The sequence below is a fragment of the Bacillus sp. LR_5 genome, from assembly GCF_042709275.1.
In genome coordinates this window covers 1-17,812 of the sequence record NZ_JAVAXX010000125.1, presented here as the reverse complement: position 1 = coordinate 17,812, position 17,812 = coordinate 1, and the positions used below count along the sequence as shown (strand labels likewise).

Sequence of the window (17,812 nt, the reverse complement as noted above, 5' to 3'; positions counted from 1 at the left end):
TAAATGCGAAAATTTGAAGGGTGAGTTTACTTGCTTTGGAGACTTTACTGGTTTTCTTAAATGTATTTATTTTATTTTTACTTATCTTAGGGCTCTTTGTTATGCAGAAAAACCATGTTTCCTTCGCTAAACGTGTATTTACTGCGCTGGGGCTGGGAATTGTATTCGGATTTGCGCTTCAGCTGATTTACGGCCCGACTTCAAATATAGTCATTCAAACAGCCGACTGGTTTAATATTGCCGGGGGCGGATATGTCAAATTGCTTCAGATGGTTGTCATGCCGCTCGTCTTTATTTCGATTCTCGGCGCATTTACAAAGCTGAAGCTGACAAAAAATCTTGGGAAAATCAGCGGTTTGATTATCGGGATTTTAGTAGCAACAACAGCAGTTGCTGCAGCTGTCGGTATCGCGTCCGCGCTTTCATTTGATCTGCAGGCGATTCAGGTTGACCAAGGAAGTACAGAGCTTTCACGGGGGCAGGAGCTTCAGCAGAAATCAGAGGATATGACAGCGAAAACGCTGCCGCAGCAGATTGTTGAACTGCTGCCTGGAAACCCGTTTTTAGATTTCACGGGAGCTAGACCGACTTCAACAATCGCTGTCGTTATTTTTGCCGCTTTCCTTGGAGTGGCATTCCTCGGCGTAAAACACAAACAGCCGGAACAGGCAGAAACATTTAAAAAACTGGTTGATGCCGTTTATGCCATTGTCATGCGTGTTGTCACACTCATTTTGAGACTGACGCCTTATGGGGTGCTGGCCATCATGACAAAAACAATTGCCACGAGTGATCTTGACAGCATTCTAAAACTGGGCATGTTCGTGATTGCTTCATATGCCGCGTTAATCACTATGTTTATCATTCATTTGCTGCTGCTGACGTTCAGCGGCTTGAATCCGGTGATTTATTTGAAAAAAGCGGTGCCTGTACTTGTATTTGCATTTACGTCAAGGTCTAGCGCAGGTGCTTTACCGCTGAATATTAAAACACAGAGAAGCATGGGTGTACCGGAGGGAATCGCAAACTTTGCCGGTTCGTTCGGTCTTTCAATCGGCCAAAATGGATGTGCCGGCATTTATCCTGCGATGCTGGCGATGATGATTGCTCCGACTGTCGGCCAAAATCCATTTGACCCGGTGTTTATTATCACTGTTATCGCAGTCGTTGCCATCAGCTCCTTCGGGGTTGCCGGAGTCGGCGGCGGAGCGACATTCGCGGCGCTTCTTGTTTTATCATCATTAAACATGCCTGTCGCGCTCGCCGGTTTGTTAATCTCAATTGAACCGTTAATCGACATGGGGCGTACTGCTTTGAATGTCAGCGGAAGCATGACATCCGGTCTTATTACAAGTAAGGTCACAAAAGAAATTGATCAAGGGGCATTTCATGATCAATCCAGAGTGATTGAAGCTGAAGAAGCGTAACATATGAAAACGTGTAATCCCAAACAAGGATTACACGTTTTTTTAACGGCCGGGTTCTAAGTCCTCCAGCATTTCCATCATCGTGTTGTCGTCCATGACATTCATTGCGCTTTGTTCAAAATGAATGGGTTCAGCATAATGCGGCTGTCTTTTTTTCGTGGCTGTCTCAGTTTGCCTAGTTTGAGACTGTGTATGCTGATGCTGTGGTTGCTGCTGTCCAGCGTGCTGGTGCTGACGGCCATTTTGCCGCTGGCTTTGATGCTGCGAACGGTCCTGGTTATCACCGCTGCTTCCGCTAAATGCTTGTTTGACCATGTTTCCTACATTAGAAGCATCAAACGTGTTATTTTCTGAATTTCGTCTGTTCATTTGTCCTGTGATAAACCCGCTAATTCTTTGGCGGATCTGAGGTGATAATGCAGCAATAAGCATAGTTGATCCTATGATCAATGCTGCGGGGCTGATTCCTCTTCGCTGGTTGAACAACATGATCCCTCCTTTGCAGTGTATTCATATTTTCCCCCTCGTTAGACAAATTAACCGTTATATTTCCCGGGAAAGCATTTCCTCCAGATTTGCATGCATAATTAAAGCCAGTTAGAAAAACCTATAAGTAAAGTGATAAAGGAGGAATTCACATGTTTGGAAAAAAACAAGTCCTTGCGTCTGTGCTTCTTATCCCTTTGCTTATGACTGGCTGCGGTGTGGCCGACCAAGGTGAGGGCAGACGTGATAATAATGATGTAAGAAACGTAAATTATCGAAATCCGGCCAATGACGATATGCGGAATGTAAACAATCGGGATAACGTTGACAACAATGTTAATGATAATGTCAATAACAATCGTGTAAATGACGATAATAACAACGACCGAAAACTTGAGGTTGCTGATGAAGCAGCTGATAAAGTAACAGACCTAAAAGAAGTAAAGCATGCCGATATCATTGTGGCTGGAAATCAAGCCTACGTTGCAGTCGTTTTAACCAATGGAAATAAAGGTGCAGTAGAAAACAATCTGAAGAAAAAAATAGCCAAAAAGGTAAGATCTACTGACAAAAACATTGATAATGTTTACGTTTCAGCTAACCCTGATTTTGTAGAGCGTATGCAAGGATATGGAAAACGTATTCAAAATGGTGACCCAATCGCCGGATTATTTGATGAATTTACACAAACTGTACAGCGCGTATTCCCTAACGCTGAATAAATAAAAAAAGCCGCACAATTTGTGCGGCTTTTTCTTTGCGTTAATGACACACTGCGAACTCAGGCTGCATAGAGTAAAAATAAAAAGGTACAAGACGGACCGGCTCAGGGAGGGAGACGTTTGCGGGATGGCATAGGAAAGCGTGCGGCATCCGCTCTATTCCTGTGCGGAGTCCTTGTGATGCTGGCTGTAAGCTCAGCCATCGTATCAAGCGCGATGTATATCCTGTCTTTTCCAGGTCAGGCATCTGGAATAACAAAAGAACAAGTGACGAAGCACATGAAGAAAGAGTCATTCAAACAGGCCGATATTTATTACACTTCTAAGGAAAAGTCCTTACTGCCATTGACGAAAGAAACGCTTGAATATGCGGTCAGTATTAATCAGATTATGATTGGATATTCGAATCAAAAGCCTATTGACATTATTTTTTTTCCTAATGAAAAACAGATGGAGGCTTACTCCGGTTTATTGGATGTAGTTGGTTTTTATTCTGAACGGGAGCAGCTGATCGGATTGTTGCCTGAAGAGAAAAAGAAACTGTTAGAAGGGGACGAGGTAGCGGTTTATTTGTACCAGAGATTGTTGATTCATGAATACTCGCACCATGCGTTTCACCAGAAATTGAAGGAGCTTGAGACGGATCCCGATGAGTTTCCGTTATGGTTTCATGAAGGGTTAAGCGAGTGGATTGCGAACTATGAATTGCTCATAGATCCGATCACGTTTTCTGTCGTGCCCTTTGACCGTTTGCAGACTGATCGAGACTGGCAGGAAGCCAGAGCCGAATATGACACCGATGTCTATTTGCAAAGCTTTTATATGATCGATGAGCTGACGGACAAATACGGGAAAGACATTATTTCAGAAATGATTAAGGAAACAGCAAAAAAAGGGGACTTTGAAAAAGGGTTTAAATCAGCAACAAAGGAAAGTCTTGATCAATTTGAAAAAGATTTTAAGAAAAAATTCGAAAAAAACAGTGCGGCATTGGATAGTATCTATCCAATGCCTTTGTTATTAGTGAAGTCCTTGCTGACCCATTCCGCCTTGTGTCGGAGGCATTTGTCCTTGGGCAGGGGCGAATGAATTTCTCAGCTGTTCCATATCCTGCGCATCAAGCTGAGGAACCTGGTAATAGCCGTGTTTGTTTTGGTATAGGAAAATTTCAAATGCCATTTCAACATACTCCTGAATTTGCGCAGACAGTACGCGTCTTACGGCCGGATTTGTCATTTCCAGAGAAGCCATCGTCAGCATAGAAGCTTGTGCTTTAATCGCGCAAAGCATTTGTCGACTGATGATGCTGTCATCAATATCATTCATGGATTGAACAGGTTTTTTAGGCTGTGACGGCTGCATGCCGTAAACAGTCTGGTTGTCCTCCTTCATCATATAAGTTGCTGTTTTTTGTGAAGGTTCGCTGCCTGTTTTGAAGCATTCTGCAGTTATATTGTATTGAGATGTGATGAATTGATGTTGACGATCAAGGATGTTTAATAATTCTTGATCCTTACAGAATTGTCTCAGCATCATAAACTGATCAAGCACAGTAAGTGTTCCGGAAAGCACCTCATGCATATCAAACATTTCATGTCCGCCGTGGTTTTTATGCGGTTTGCCAGGAATACCTTTGTTCATTTGGGATTGCTGCTGCTGATTGAACTGATCCAAACCGAATTCCTCCTTTTTTTTCAGATCAGCTGTATTTTGTGTCAGTCTGCCGTGTATTATGCAGAAGCCTGAAAGGAATTATATGCTGTCTGTCGAAATGATAAGCAGACAAAATCGTTGTCATTATGTGTATAAGGGAGGAAATATGATGAGGCGTATTCTGCATATTGTGTTGATCACGGCATTAATGTTCTTAAATGTAATGTACACGTTCGAAGCTGTAAAGGCAGCTGAACCGCAACAGCCTATATCGATTGAGAAGGCAATACAGCAAAAAGAAGGACAGGCGCTTGTCGAAGGATATGCAGTCGGCCAGGCTGTTTCCCCGCAGCATTATAAGCTGACAAGCCCTTTTTCAAATGATTATAATGTTGCGCTGGCAGACCGTAAAAACGAAACATCGCCCGAACACATCCTTCCTGTGCAAATCCCCTCCGCCTTCAGAAGCCAATTTGGGCTGCAAACCAATCCGCTTCTTCTTGGGAAAAAGATAACGGTTCAAGGAAAGCTTGAAAATTACTTTAACACGACAGGACTTAAAAACGTTCAGTCGATGAACGTAACCGATGACACAAAAACTCCGCCGGCTGAACAGCAAGTGACCATAAATGAAGCACGGGGAAGGCTGAATGAAGAAGTAACGATAAAAGGGATCATTACAGCTGATCAAAACGCAATCGGAGGCGGGAAGCTGTCGACCTTTTTGCAAGATGAAACCGGAGGCATTAACATTTATTCGCCATCCCCTGAACAATTTCCCGAATTAAAAGAGGGTATGGATGTCACGGTGACAGGGAAAATCACGTCTTACCAGGGGCTGAAAGAAATCGTTCCAAACTCATCAGGCATCAAAATCAACCAGTCAAATCAATCCCTCCCCGCCCCCAAACACTTAACAATCAATGAACTTATTAACGGCAGCCTAGGTGATCAGTATGAAGGACGCCTTGTGAAACTAACCGCTTTTGTTTCCTCAATTCCAAGTTCTCCTGCCGGCGGCGGTTACAATGTAACAATGATTGATGACGACCATCATGCAATGACGCTCCGGGTTATAAATGAAACAGGGGTGATAAACGAGCTTGATGAGGGCAAATGGTATGAATTTACCGGTGTGTTAAGCAGATACCAAACCTTTCAGCTGCTTCCGCGAAAATCGGCTGACCTGAAGCTGCTTGAAGAGCAGCCCGCACCTCCGTCTGCAGAGGGAGAATATGAAGGGATTGTTGACCGGGTAGTTGACGGCGATACCATTCATCTTAAATCTCCGGTGCTTGGAACGACAAAAATCCGGTTTGTAAATGTAGATACACCCGAAACATATCACACACCAAAAAATGACGCAGATGAAAATCAATTAAGATTTGGCAAAAAAGCATCTGACTATCTAAAAACGGTTCTGTCCCCGGGTGATAAAATTACTGTCAAGGTCGGGAGTGAAGCCAAGGACAGCTATGGCAGATTGCTCGGACAAGTCATAACCGAATCAGGTTCAAACGTGAACTTAGAGCTTGTAAAAAACGGCTATGCTCCGACGTATTTTATTTGGCCGGTTGACAATGAAGAGGATTATCAGCAATTTCAGGCCGCAGTAGCCGCTGCAAAAAAAGATCAAAAAGGAATTTGGAATGAAAACGATCCCCTCATGGAAATGCCGTTTGAATTCAGAGCCAGAGAGCAAGGGAAAGGCCTGACAAGATATGTGGGGGACTCGTCGAATAAAACATATGTGCAGCCAGCTGACTGGAAGAAGATAGCTGTGGAAAACAGAATTTTCTTCGCCTCAGCAAGTGAAGCGGAGAGCGCGGGATATAAAAAAAGGCAAACGGCACCTCAAGAACATGTGCCGCTTAGAATTCTCAGCATGAATGATTTGCATGGCAAAATCGATCAGCAATATGAGCTTGATCTTGATGGAAATGGAACTGTAGACGGCACGTTTGGACGCATGGATTATGCCGCCGCATATCTAAAAGAAAAAAAGGCTGAAAAGAAAAACTCGCTGATTGTGCACGCGGGAGATATGATCGGCGGAAGCTCTCCAGTTTCCTCTCTTCTTCAGGATGAACCGACTGTAGAACTGATGGAGGACATCGGATTTGATGTCGGAACCGTGGGAAACCACGAATTTGATGAAGGCACGGATGAACTTCTGAGGATCTTAAATGGCGGTGATCATCCGAAAGGCACAAGCGGATATGATGGACAGAACTTTCCCCTTGTATGTGCCAATTGTAAAATGAAATCAACTGGAGAGCCCTTTTTGCCGGCTTACGACATCATTAATGTGGAGGGCGTACCCGTTGCTTTTATCGGAGTTGTCACACAGTCGGCAGCTGGCATGGTTATGCCTGAAGGAATAAAAAATATCGAGTTTACAGATGAAGCAACAGCGGTGAATAAGGCGGCCGAAGAGCTCAAGAAAAAAGGCGTGAAGGCCATCGCGGTTCTCGCACATATGTCAGCTGAACAAAACGGCAACGCCATTACCGGTGAGTCTGCTGATCTTGCAAACAAAACAGATTCTGAAATTGACGTGATTTTTGCCGCGCATAATCATCAGGTTGTTAACGGTGAAGTGAATGGAAAACTGATTGTTCAAGCGTTTGAATATGGAAAAGCGATAGGTGTCGTTGATGTAGAGATCGATAAAACGACAAAAGACATTGTCAAAAAGTCCGCGGAAATCGTATATGTTGATCAAAGTAAAATCGAACCGGATGTCAGCGCGTCAGCCATTTTAAAGAAATACGAAACAATTGCGGAACCGATTATCAGCGAGGTAGTCGGCGAAGCCGCTGTTGATATGGAAGGGGGGTATTCAAATGACGGCGATACACCTCTTGGAAACCTGATTGCGGATGGTATGAGAGCTGCCATGAAAACGGATTTTGCCCTTATGAATGGCGGCGGCATACGTGAAGCGCTGAAGAAGGGTCCAATTACGTGGGGAGATCTTTACAATATTCAGCCGTTTGGAAATGTGTTAACGAAGCTTGAGATTAAAGGAAAAGATTTAAGAGAGATTATCAATGCTCAAATCTCGCCGGTTTTTGGGCCTGACTACAGCATCAGCGGGTTTACGTATACGTGGGATAAAGAAACCGGAAAAGCAGTTGATATGAAAATGGCAGATGGCACCGAGATCCAGCCCGATGCCACATATACATTGACCGTCAACAACTTTATGGCGACGGCGACAGGAACCAAATATCAGCCAATCGGACTGCTGGGAAAAAATCCGGTGACAGGGCCTGAGGATTTGGAAGCGACAGTTGAGTACGTGAAGAGTTTTGATGAGCCAATTGCGTATACAAAAGAGGGAAGAATTAAGCTTGCTGAAGCCAGTGATATTGAAGATCCTGTAACAGAAGACCCGGGGACGGAGCATCCAATGAAAGAGGTTCCAGAGCCTGATGTGGATTTGCCTGATATAAAAGAGACTCCGGGCACAGCGCCGGTTCATCAGCTGCCGCCTTCAGCCATTTCGAGATTCAATGAAATACCAATCAACAACACAAAAACCGCTGATACTGCTAATAGCATCAGCACATTGCCGTTACGAAACGAGGGCGGGGAAAGCGGGCCTGAGCATCCGCTTCCAGATACATCAGCAAACTACTATAACTTTATCGTAATCGGTGCGGCGGTGACATTGTCAGGAACTTATCTATATGTCAGAAGAAAAAGGAGCGCCTCCAGAACGTGAAAAAAATTATTCCACTATTCATCATTGCTGCCGGCCTAGTGATCGCAGGCTATGGAGGCTTTAAATTGATCGATACGAATATGAAAACGGAACAGACATTAAAAGAAGCAAAACTGGCGGCTGAAAAGCCGCAGGAACTTTTGGGGACGAAAAATAGCTCTGATCAAGCAAAGAACAAAGCATCATTTAAGCCTGAGACCGGCCAAGCGAGCGGCATTTTGGAAATACCGAAAATCAATGCAGAGCTTCCGATCGTGGAGGGCACCGATGCTGATGATTTAGAAAAAGGTGTCGGGCATTACAAGGACAGCTATTATCCTGATGAAAACGGGCAAATTGTGCTGTCGGGGCATCGGGATACCGTGTTTCGCCGGACGGGAGAGCTGGAAAAGGGGGATCAGCTCCGTCTTCTCCTGTCATATGGAGAATTCACATATGAAATTGTAAAAACAAAAATTGTCGATAAGGATGACACATCTATTATCACGCTCCAGCATGAAAAGGAGGAGCTTATTCTAACGACCTGCTATCCGTTTTCATACGTCGGAAATGCCCCGAAACGCTATATTATATATGGAAAACGAGTGACTTAAAAAGCCGAGGCAGTGCCTGCGGCTTTTCTTCATGAAAAATATGTGCGGCAAAGGTTTTTCATATCAGCCGGGAAAGGGGCTTCAGCAACTATGAGCTCGTCTGTTATCGGGTGAACCGCTTGTACTTTATTGGCGTGCAGTACCTGCCTGTTTAGCAGCTTGCTCCCGCCTCCGTAAAGCGAGTCTCCTGTCAACGGATGTCCGATGCTCGCCATATGAACACGGATTTGGTGTGTTCTGCCTGTTTCCAGCTCTAATTCAACGAGCGACAGCCGTTCTTTCACATTGCTGGCCATTACCTTGAAATGAGTGACGGCTGTTTGCCCGCCTGGTGAAACCCGGCGTCTTGTCGGGTGTGACCGGTCTCTGCCGATTGGTGAATTAATTGTCCCTTTTTTCGTTCGTAGCTTACCTTCAGCGATGGCGGTATACGTACGCTTCAGCGTCTTTTTCTCTAACTGCTGGTCTAAGATGGCGTGTGCCAAACGATGCTTGGCAAAAACGATAGCGCCAGATGTATCCTGATCAAGACGATGGACGTGGCGCACCTTACATGTTTCGCCATTTATCTGATAATGATAAGCGATCAAATTAGCCAGTGTGCCGGTTTGCCCATCCTCATTCGGATGCGTCGCAATGCCAGCGGGTTTATTGACGATGAGCATATGATTGTCCTCATATAAAATATCAAGCTCGCCATACTCCGGAATGACCGAAGATGCTTCACTTTCCTGAAGATCAATGAAGACGCGGTCTCCCTTTTTTACATTCATATTGTTTAAGACCGATTCGTGATTGACCTTTATCTGTTGATGGGACATCCAGTCTTGTATCACTGGTTTAGAAGCTTTGAGCGCTGTTTTGAGTACGGAAAACAGCCATTGGCCGTCCTGTTTTTCATTGATGAGGATCTCAATCCCTCTGCCTTTTTGGTTCATGTTAAATGGCTCCTTTTCGAAGCGGAAGGCTGCTGTTTCTCATAGGAAACACTTACCTTAGCTTTCGCGTTTTTTTCTGTGCTATTCTTGAGTAAGACTTAGGATATTCGATGGCAAGAAAGGTGATTGACGTGAGAATTGTGAACGCAGCAACTGCAGAACAGGAGAGCTTTATCAAGGAGCTGACTATGGAGCTGATCCATGATGTATTTCCTCTTTATTTCTCCGAACTGGACATTCAGCGCTTTAAAAAGAAAGGCGTTCTGTCTTTAAATAACCATTATTACCAAGGAACATTAAAAGAAGCATTTCAAATTATGGCTTGTCTTCAAATGATACATATTATCCTGACCAAGCCTTCGCCGCACTCTGATTTGAGTGATCAGGCGATTTTTGAAAAAAACAGCAAGATGCTGAATGATTTTGGGATTTATTTTCCGTTTGCTTTTTCTGACTTTCAAAAGAAGACTAACAAAGCCTTTTTCGGTCAAAGAAGGCTGATATAATCATGCGGCAAGGGCTTTTCTATTTTCAGAAAAGCTCTTTTTTGTATCAGAGAAATCATATCATAAAACCTTTCCTCTAACTCCCTTTTTAAACGGCTCGTGTCTGAACATACTAATGATTGAAAGGGGTGCTGACAAATGAGTTCAGTTAAAGATACAATGACAACGCAGGTGGCAACCGTTTCTCCGAATCAAACGATTCAGGAAGCGGCTTCTCTAATGAAACAGCATAACGTCGGGGCGATCCCCGTTGTAGAGCAAGGTGTTTTAAAAGGAATGCTGACTGACCGTGACATTGCATTAAGAACTACAGCTCAGGGCCGTGATGGCCAGACACCCGTTTCAGAAGTGATGTCAACAGAACTCGTATCAGGAAACCCTAATATGAGTCTGGAAGACGCGTCGCAGCTGATGGCCCAGCACCAAATCCGCCGCCTTCCTATTGTAGATCAAAACAATCTAGTCGGGATCGTTGCGCTTGGAGACCTGGCAGTCAATCAGATGTCGAACGAGTCTGCGGGATCAGCGCTGACAAACATTTCTCACCAAAACATTCATTAATAAGAAAGAGCTTGCAGTGTGCAGGCTCTTTCTTCACATAAAACCTTACTTTTTGAAAGCAGACTTGTTTCGGGGTATAGTTGAGTGTATACATATGTCTCAATTCGTACTAAAGGAGTTGTACCCAGTGATTAAAGCGTTAATTTTTGATTTTGACGGGCTTATTCTAGATACAGAAACACACGAATATGAGGTTCTTCAGGAAATATTTGAAGAGCACGGCTCAGTTCTGCCGCTATCTGTCTGGGGGAAGGTCATCGGAACTGCTGCGGGTTTCCGGCCTTTTGACTATTTAGAAGAGCAGATCGGGAAAAAGCTGAACCATGAAGAGCTCACACAATTGAGAAGAGAGCGGTTCGCCAAACGCATGGAAACAGAAAAAGCGAGACCTGGTGTCGAAGCGTATTTGAATGCGGCAAAGGATTTAGGCTTAAAAATAGGCCTTGCCTCCAGCTCTGATTATAAATGGGTTTCCGGCCATTTGAAGCAAATCGGCCTGTTTGATGATTTTGAAGTTATTCAAACTGCTGATGATGTGGAAGAGGTAAAGCCGAATCCTGAACTCTATTTATTGGCGGCAAAGAACCTCGGGGTATCGCCAGCGGAATGTCTCGCGTTTGAGGATTCTGTCAATGGTTCGATTGCTGCGAAACGTGCAGGCATGAAGTGTGTCATTGTCCCGAATAAAGTAACGGGTACCTTGATGTTTGAAGACTATGATCACAGGCTTGAATCAATGGCGGAGATGGAGCTCGCCCTATTGCTTGATCATCTGAACTCACAAAACTAGAAAGGAGCGAGTAGGTTGTCTGAGAAATTAGATTTGACCCGGTTTGAAAAGAAAATGGTTATCCGCAATATCGAAGAGAAAGACATCGACAAGATTATCGATCTTCAAAAGGACTGCTTTCCAGGAATGGAGCCTTGGAAGCGGGAGCATTTAATCAGCCATTTGGAGCATTTTCCGGAAGGACAGTTTTGTGCAGAATTCGAAGGTGAAATTATCGGTTCGTGCTCAAGTCTCCTGATTAACTTTGATGAATATGATGACCGCCATACGTGGCAGGACATTACAGATGACGGTTATATCACCAACCATAATCCTGACGGCTTGAATATGTACGGAATTGAAGTCATGGTGCACCCGAAATACAGACGAATGAAGATCGGCCACCGTTTGTACGAGGCGAGAAAGGACTTAGCCAGACGCTTAAACCTGAAAAGCATCATCATAGGCGGACGGATTCCAAACTATCACAAATATGCAGAGGAAATGACAGCGAGAGAGTATGTTGAACAGGTGACACGCCACCAAATTTACGATCCGGTTCTTTCTTTTCAGCTGATGAACGGCTTTACCCTTATGCGAATTAACCCGAACTATCTCCCGGATGATACAGCTTCGATCAAGTATGCGACGCTGATGGAATGGAATAATGTCGATTATCTACCGCAGCAGACAAAACGCTATTATAAATCGGCGTTCCCTGTTAGAATTTGTGTGATCCAATACGAAATGAAGAAAATTTATTCCTTTGAGGAATTTGCGAATCAAGTAGAATACTATGTCGATGTTGCTTCCGACGCAAGATCTGATTTTGCGGTGTTCCCGGAAATTTTCACAACCCAGCTGATGTCCTTCCTTGAGGAACGGTCACCGAGCTTGGCGGTGCAGAGAATTACCGAGTATACAGAAGATTACATCAGCCTGTTTACTGACTTGGCTGTGAAGTATAACGTCAACATTATCGGCGGATCTCATTTCGTCGAAGAGGAAGGCAAGATCTATAATATCGCTTACCTGTTCAGACGGGACGGAACGATCGAGAAGCAATACAAACTCCATATTACGCCGAATGAACGCAAATGGTGGGGGATCAGCGCAGGAGACCAAGTTCGCGTGTTTGATACGGACTGCGGGAAAATCGCGATCCAGATCTGTTATGACATTGAATTTCCTGAGCTTGCCCGGATTGCGGCTGATAAAGGAGCCAAAATCATCTTTACGCCATTTTGTACAGAAGACCGTCAAGGCTATCTGCGTGTCAGATACTGTTCGCAGGCTAGAGCGGTTGAAAATCAAATTTATACGGTTATCTCTGGAACGGTCGGAAACCTTCCGCAAACGGAAAACATGGATATCCAATACGCCCAGTCAGGCATCTTTGCCCCGTCTGATTTTGAATTCGCCCGAGACGGCATTGTCGGCGAAACAAACCCGAATATTGAAATGGTCGTCATCGGCGATGTTGACCTGGAAATTCTCAGAAGACAGCGCCAAAACGGTACAGTGCGCCAGCTAAAAGACAGACGGCGTGATATTTATCATATTCAATATAAAAAATAATTCCCAAAAAACCCGCCTGAATTGGCGGGTTTTTTTAAACAAAAGCGGAATTGTTTAGGTGCTTTCTTTAAAATAAAAGTAAATTGTATAGTGGAGGTGCCTTATGGAGTTTCTGTATTTTCGCCATTTCCTATATCATACAGAAAACGGCTAGGCTTCACATTGCTATTGCAATGGCTGTCCAAGTTGTTTCGAGTGCGACCTTTATCAGTACGATGCTGAGCATTGTCACTTTGCCTGTTTTGCTTTGGAAGCTGCATCCTCTTTCTTCTTGAGAAAGGGGATGTTTTATTATTTACGCGGTTTATTGACTCTGACCCGGTCTGGCTTTATATTGAAGGCAGGGAAATCATCACCAAGACATCACATAAAGAGAAGGTCTGTTTCAATTGAATTGGCATTATAGGGAACGCTAATGAAATGGAGATGATGGGGATGGAAAACATTCAGCAAAATCAGGGATTAAAGCAAAAAGATGAGCAATTTGTGTGGCATGCCATGAAGGGAGCGCATCAAGCGGACAGCCTGATAGCCCAGAAGGCCGAGGGGGCCTGGGTAACCGACATAGACGGACGCCGCTATTTGGATGCGATGTCCGGTTTGTGGTGCGTCAACATTGGTTACGGCAGAAAGGAGCTTGCGGAGGCTGCCTATGAGCAACTAAAGGAGCTGCCTTACTACCCGTTAACGCAAAGTCACGCACCCGCAATTCAACTGGCGGAAAAGCTGAACGAATGGCTTGGCGGCGATTATGTTATCTTTTTTTCCAACAGCGGATCGGAAGCAAACGAAACTGCTTTTAAAATTGCCCGCCAGTACCATCTGCAAAACGGCGACCACAGCCGTTATAAATTCATCTCAAGATATCGGGCATACCACGGCAATACATTGGGAGCGCTCTCAGCTACCGGACAGGCGCAGCGGAAATATAAATACGAGCCTTTGAGCCAAGGGTTCCTGCATGCAGCTCCGCCAGATATATACCGGAATCCTGATGATGCAGACACGCTTGAAAGCGCAAATGAAATCGACCGCATCATGACATGGGAATTAAGCGAAACGATTGCCGGGGTCATTATGGAGCCCATCATTACAGGCGGAGGCATCCTAATGCCGCCGGACGGATATATGAAAAAGGTGGAGGACATTTGCCGGCGCCACGGAGCCCTTTTGATTTGCGATGAAGTGATCTGCGGGTTTGGACGGACAGGCGAGCCGTTCGGGTTTATGCACTACGGTGTGAAGCCTGATATCATTACGATGGCAAAGGGAATCACAAGCGCGTATCTGCCATTGTCAGCGACTGCTATTAAACGGGACATTTTCGAAGCGTATCAGGGGGAAGCTCCTTATGACCGTTTCCGCCACGTGAACACGTTCGGCGGAAGCCCGGCTGCCTGTGCCTTGGCGTTGAAAAACCTGCAAATTATGGAGGACGAACTGCTGATTCAGCGATCCCGCGATCTTGGAGCAAAGCTTTTAGGTGAGCTCCAAGCTCTGAGAGAACACCCGGCAGTCGGGGATGTTAGAGGAAAAGGGCTGCTGATCGGAATCGAACTCGTCAAAGATAAATTGACTAAAGAGCCGGCTGATGCCGCCAAAGTAAACCAAGTGGTTGCGGCGTGCAAAGAAAAAGGGCTGATCATCGGCAAAAACGGCGATACAGTCGCCGGCTACAACAACGTCATCCAGCTTGCGCCGCCATTTTGCCTGACAGAAGAGGACCTTTCCTTTATCGTGAAAACGGTGAAAGAAAGCTTTCAAACGATATAATATAAAAGTGATTTATTAAAGGAGCACATGATGAGTTTTCACAACCAGCCGATCTTACCGGCTATTCGCAATATGAAGCAATTTGATGAGTTTTTAAACAGTTCGTTCTCTTACGGTGTTATTCTTGATATTCATCTCGGCCAGCTGAAGGGCGTGATCAAAGAAGCGCAAAAGCACGGAAAGAACATGATGGTGCACGTCGATCTCATTCAAGGGATTAAGCATGACGAATACGGTGCGGAATTTATATGTCAGGATATCAAGCCCGCTGGGATTATTTCCACAAGATCGAACGTGATTGCCAAAGCGAAGCAGAAGAAAATTTATGCCATTCAGCGCCTGTTTTTGCTTGATACAAGCGCGATGGAGAAAAGCATGGAGTTTATCGGCAAGCATAAGCCTGACTTCATCGAAGTGCTTCCCGGCATCGTTCCGTCACTCATTCAGGAAATAAAAGAGAAAACAGGGATTCCCATCTTTGCCGGGGGTTTCATCCGTACGGAAGAGGATGTAGAGCAGGCATTGAAAGCGGGGGCTGTAGCTGTCACAACATCTAATACCAAATTGTGGAAAAAATATGAAAACTTTTTGACAGAAAGTGATTGACACCGCTTTCATGCACTGATACAATTGCACTAGGTTAATACATTGTGATGGAGAACTCGGAGACCACAGCAGCTCTTTACGGCAAATGTTTATGCACCCGTAAAGCGGTTTGTTGTGGTTTTTTTATTCTCTTCTTCTCTATCATGCTTTTTAATCGTGACTTTAGGAGGAATGTGCTATGACAGCATTTTGGGGAGAAGTCATCGGTACGATGCTGCTTATCATTTTTGGTGCAGGTGTTTGTGCAGGTGTCAATTTAAAGAAATCGCTTTCATTCCAGTCTGGCTGGATTGTTGTTGTATTTGGATGGGGATTGGGTGTTGCGATGGCGGCATACGCGGTTGGCGGCATCAGCGGTGCCCATTTGAATCCGGCGCTAACGATAGCGCTTGCATTTGTAGGAGATTTTCCTTGGAAAGAGGTTCCGGTTTATATTGCGGCGCAAATGATCGGAGCGATCATCGGTGCGGTGATTATCTATCTGCACTACCTCCCGCACTGGAAGTCAACGGATGATCCCGCTGCCAAGCTGGGTGTTTTCTCAACAGGGCCCAGCATTCCGCATACATTTGCAAACGTTTTAAGCGAAGTGATTGGGACATTTGTCCTTGTGCTTGGAATCTTGGCCATTGGAGCAAATCAATTTACAGAAGGACTTAATCCTTTAATCGTCGGTTTCCTCATTGTAGCAATCGGTATTTCTCTGGGAGGCACCACCGGCTATGCTATCAATCCTGCACGTGACTTAGGTCCGCGGATAGCCCACGCTTTTCTTCCGATTCCGGGGAAGGGCTCATCAAACTGGAAATACGCATGGGTTCCGGTAGTCGGCCCGATTTTAGGCGGATCATTCGGCGGCGTATTTTACAACGCTGCATTTAAAGGGCACATCACAAGCAGCTTCTGGATTGTAAGCGTTATATTGGTTGTGGTATTGTTAGGACTCTATGTTTATACGAAATCACATTCTGCTAAAACATTATCAAATTCTAAATATATTTAATCAAAGGGGAGACATCTTATGGAAACGTACATTTTATCCTTAGATCAGGGGACGACAAGTTCAAGAGCGATTCTGTTTAATAAAGAAGGCAAAATTGTCCACTCTGCTCAAAAGGAATTTACACAATACTTCCCGCATCCTGGCTGGGTTGAGCATAATGCCAATGAAATTTGGGGCTCTGTCCTCGCGGTTATCGCCTCAGTCATCTCTGAATCAGGAATCAGCGCTTCTCAAATTGCCGGCATCGGCATCACGAACCAGCGCGAGACGACGGTTGTGTGGGATAAAGATACAGGAAGTCCTGTCTATAATGCAATCGTTTGGCAGTCCAGACAGACGTCCGGCATTTGTGAGGAACTTCGTGAAAAAGGATATAATGATAAATTCAGAGAAAAAACTGGGCTTTTAATCGATCCATACTTCTCCGGCACGAAGGTGAAGTGGATTTTAGACAATGTGGAAGGCGCGAGAGAAAAAGCGGAAAAAGGCGAGCTGCTGTTTGGAACGATTGATACGTGGCTCATTTGGAAAATGTCAGGCGGAAAAGCGCATGTGACCGATTACTCCAATGCCTCAAGAACACTGATGTTTAATATTTACGATTTAAAATGGGACGATGAACTGCTCGACATTCTAGGCGTACCGAAATCCATGCTCCCTGAAGTGAAGCCGTCCTCTCATGTGTATGCGGAGACTGTTGATTATCACTTCTTCGGAAAAAATATCCCGATTGCTGGAGCGGCAGGCGACCAGCAGTCCGCATTGTTCGGCCAGGCATGCTTTGAAGAAGGCATGGGGAAAAACACATACGGCACAGGATGTTTCATGCTGATGAATACCGGGGAAAAAGCAATTAAGTCCGAACATGGGCTTTTGACAACAATCGCTTGGGGCATTGACGGAAAAGTGAACTATGCGTTAGAAGGAAGCATTTTTGTCGCAGGCTCTGCCATCCAGTGGCTTAGAGACGGATTGAGAATGTTCCAGGACTCTTCGCTTAGCGAATCTTATGCAGAGAAAGTGGATTCAACTGACGGCGTATATGTCGTTCCGGCCTTTGTCGGACTGGGAACGCCTTACTGGGACAGCGATGTGCGCGGTTCGGTTTTCGGCCTGACAAGAGGGACAACAAAAGAGCACTTTATCCGTGCGACACTGGAGTCATTGGCTTATCAGACCAAAGATGTGCTTGACGCAATGGAAGCAGATTCAAACATTTCATTAAAGACGCTTCGTGTAGACGGAGGAGCTGTGAAAAACAATTTCCTAATGCAGTTCCAAGGAGACCTGTTGAATGTTCCTGTGGAGCGCCCGGAAATTAATGAAACGACTGCACTTGGCGCGGCTTATTTGGCGGGTATCGCTGTGGGATTCTGGAAGGACCGTTCTGAAATCGCGAACCAGTGGAATCTGGATAAACGGTTTGAGCCTGAATTAGAAGAAGAAAAACGAAATGAGCTGTATAAA

At 44.9% G+C, this 17,812-nt stretch carries 16 protein-coding genes and 1 pseudogene; 14 read left to right on the top strand and 3 right to left on the bottom strand.

The window, feature by feature from the left end; translation table 11 throughout:
- Positions 1–35: 35 nt before the first annotated feature.
- The gene (gene tcyP / locus RAC86_RS21670) at positions 36–1,427 is read left to right on the top strand and encodes an L-cystine transporter TcyP (protein ID WP_377886018.1); all 1,392 of its coding nucleotides are present in this window, start codon (positions 36–38) and stop codon (positions 1,425–1,427) included.
- Positions 1,428–1,469: 42 nt separating this feature from the next.
- On the opposite strand, the gene RAC86_RS21665 is transcribed toward tcyP, so the two are convergent.
- Positions 1,470–1,916 carry a hypothetical protein gene (locus RAC86_RS21665; protein WP_046160369.1) on the bottom strand — a complete coding sequence of 149 codons (447 nt, stop codon included), beginning with the start codon at positions 1,914–1,916 and terminating at the stop codon, positions 1,470–1,472.
- A 149-nt stretch (positions 1,917–2,065) separates the two neighbouring features.
- Between RAC86_RS21665 and RAC86_RS21660 the strand changes: the two genes are divergently transcribed.
- The gene (locus RAC86_RS21660) at positions 2,066–2,635 is read left to right on the top strand and encodes a YhcN/YlaJ family sporulation lipoprotein (RefSeq protein ID WP_003245125.1); all 570 of its coding nucleotides are present in this window, start codon (positions 2,066–2,068) and stop codon (positions 2,633–2,635) included.
- A 120-nt stretch (positions 2,636–2,755) separates the two neighbouring features.
- Positions 2,756–3,724: a hypothetical protein gene (locus RAC86_RS21655; protein WP_003245770.1), complete on the top strand. Its 969-nt coding sequence runs from the start codon at positions 2,756–2,758 to the stop codon at positions 3,722–3,724.
- Here the strand turns inward: RAC86_RS21655 and RAC86_RS21650 are convergent.
- Entirely contained in the window at positions 3,656–4,309 is a 654-nt protein-coding gene (locus tag RAC86_RS21650) for a spore coat protein (RefSeq protein WP_009966881.1), read from the bottom strand. The two genes, RAC86_RS21655 and RAC86_RS21650, sit on opposite strands and share 69 nt — an antisense overlap.
- 148 nt (positions 4,310–4,457) lie before the next feature.
- Between RAC86_RS21650 and yhcR the strand changes: the two genes are divergently transcribed.
- On the top strand, positions 4,458–8,018 hold the full coding sequence (gene yhcR / locus RAC86_RS21645) for a sortase-dependent nonspecific endonuclease YhcR (protein ID WP_483861766.1): 3,561 nt from the start codon (positions 4,458–4,460) through the stop codon (positions 8,016–8,018).
- Entirely contained in the window at positions 8,015–8,611 is a 597-nt protein-coding gene (srtA, locus tag RAC86_RS21640) for a sortase SrtA (protein ID WP_029317530.1), read from the top strand. The genes yhcR and srtA overlap by 4 nt, the downstream gene beginning before the upstream one ends.
- 29 nt (positions 8,612–8,640) lie before the next feature.
- Here the strand turns inward: srtA and RAC86_RS21635 are convergent, their stop codons facing one another.
- Positions 8,641–9,549: an RluA family pseudouridine synthase gene (locus RAC86_RS21635; RefSeq protein ID WP_377886016.1), complete on the bottom strand. Its 909-nt coding sequence runs from the start codon at positions 9,547–9,549 to the stop codon at positions 8,641–8,643.
- A gap of 110 nt (positions 9,550–9,659) precedes the next feature.
- On the opposite strand from RAC86_RS21635, the gene RAC86_RS21630 reads away from it, so the two are divergent.
- From RAC86_RS21630 to glpK, 9 genes and pseudogenes are all read left to right on the top strand, one after another.
- Positions 9,660–10,055: a YhcU family protein gene (locus tag RAC86_RS21630; RefSeq protein WP_015252484.1), complete on the top strand. Its 396-nt coding sequence runs from the start codon at positions 9,660–9,662 to the stop codon at positions 10,053–10,055.
- A gap of 138 nt (positions 10,056–10,193) precedes the next feature.
- Complete coding sequence (locus tag RAC86_RS21625) at positions 10,194–10,616, top strand: CBS domain-containing protein (RefSeq protein ID WP_003245462.1); 423 nt, start codon at positions 10,194–10,196, stop codon at positions 10,614–10,616.
- A gap of 127 nt (positions 10,617–10,743) precedes the next feature.
- Positions 10,744–11,406: an HAD family hydrolase gene (locus RAC86_RS21620; RefSeq protein ID WP_003233396.1), complete on the top strand. Its 663-nt coding sequence runs from the start codon at positions 10,744–10,746 to the stop codon at positions 11,404–11,406.
- Positions 11,407–11,421: 15 nt separating this feature from the next.
- The gene (locus RAC86_RS21615) at positions 11,422–12,963 is read left to right on the top strand and encodes a bifunctional GNAT family N-acetyltransferase/carbon-nitrogen hydrolase family protein (RefSeq protein WP_003245514.1); all 1,542 of its coding nucleotides are present in this window, start codon (positions 11,422–11,424) and stop codon (positions 12,961–12,963) included.
- Between the two features lie 173 nt (positions 12,964–13,136).
- A pseudogene (locus RAC86_RS21610) lies at positions 13,137–13,238 on the top strand (AEC family transporter); the annotation flags it as partial.
- A gap of 145 nt (positions 13,239–13,383) precedes the next feature.
- Entirely contained in the window at positions 13,384–14,736 is a 1,353-nt protein-coding gene (locus RAC86_RS21605; RefSeq protein WP_031600324.1) for an aspartate aminotransferase family protein, read from the top strand.
- A gap of 27 nt (positions 14,737–14,763) precedes the next feature.
- Entirely contained in the window at positions 14,764–15,342 is a 579-nt protein-coding gene (glpP, locus tag RAC86_RS21600) for a glycerol uptake operon antiterminator GlpP (RefSeq protein WP_003233388.1), read from the top strand.
- A gap of 178 nt (positions 15,343–15,520) precedes the next feature.
- Positions 15,521–16,345 (top strand): glycerol uptake facilitator protein GlpF, encoded by an 825-nt coding sequence (glpF, locus tag RAC86_RS21595; RefSeq protein WP_003233386.1) that lies wholly within the window; start codon positions 15,521–15,523, stop codon positions 16,343–16,345.
- Between the two features lie 18 nt (positions 16,346–16,363).
- Positions 16,364–17,812: glycerol kinase GlpK (glpK, locus tag RAC86_RS21590; protein ID WP_377886015.1), on the top strand; the 1,449-nt coding region annotated here is incomplete at its 3' end.

Excerpts from the sequence above, each read along its gene's own strand:
- RAC86_RS21665 (WP_046160369.1), bottom strand. The coding sequence starts at position 1,916 with ATGTTGTTCAACCAGCGAAGAGGAATCAGCCCCGCAGCATTGATCATA.
- RAC86_RS21660 (WP_003245125.1), top strand. The coding sequence starts at position 2,066 with ATGTTTGGAAAAAAACAAGTCCTTGCGTCTGTGCTTCTTATCCCTTTG.
- yhcR (WP_483861766.1), top strand. The coding sequence starts at position 4,458 with ATGAGGCGTATTCTGCATATTGTGTTGATCACGGCATTAATGTTCTTA.
- RAC86_RS21635 (WP_377886016.1), bottom strand. The coding sequence starts at position 9,549 with ATGAACCAAAAAGGCAGAGGGATTGAGATCCTCATCAATGAAAAACAG.
- RAC86_RS21630 (WP_015252484.1), top strand. The coding sequence starts at position 9,660 with ATGGCAAGAAAGGTGATTGACGTGAGAATTGTGAACGCAGCAACTGCA.
- RAC86_RS21625 (WP_003245462.1), top strand. The coding sequence starts at position 10,194 with ATGAGTTCAGTTAAAGATACAATGACAACGCAGGTGGCAACCGTTTCT.
- RAC86_RS21605 (WP_031600324.1), top strand. The coding sequence starts at position 13,384 with ATGGAGATGATGGGGATGGAAAACATTCAGCAAAATCAGGGATTAAAG.
- glpP (WP_003233388.1), top strand. The coding sequence starts at position 14,764 with ATGATGAGTTTTCACAACCAGCCGATCTTACCGGCTATTCGCAATATG.
- glpF (WP_003233386.1), top strand. The coding sequence starts at position 15,521 with ATGACAGCATTTTGGGGAGAAGTCATCGGTACGATGCTGCTTATCATT.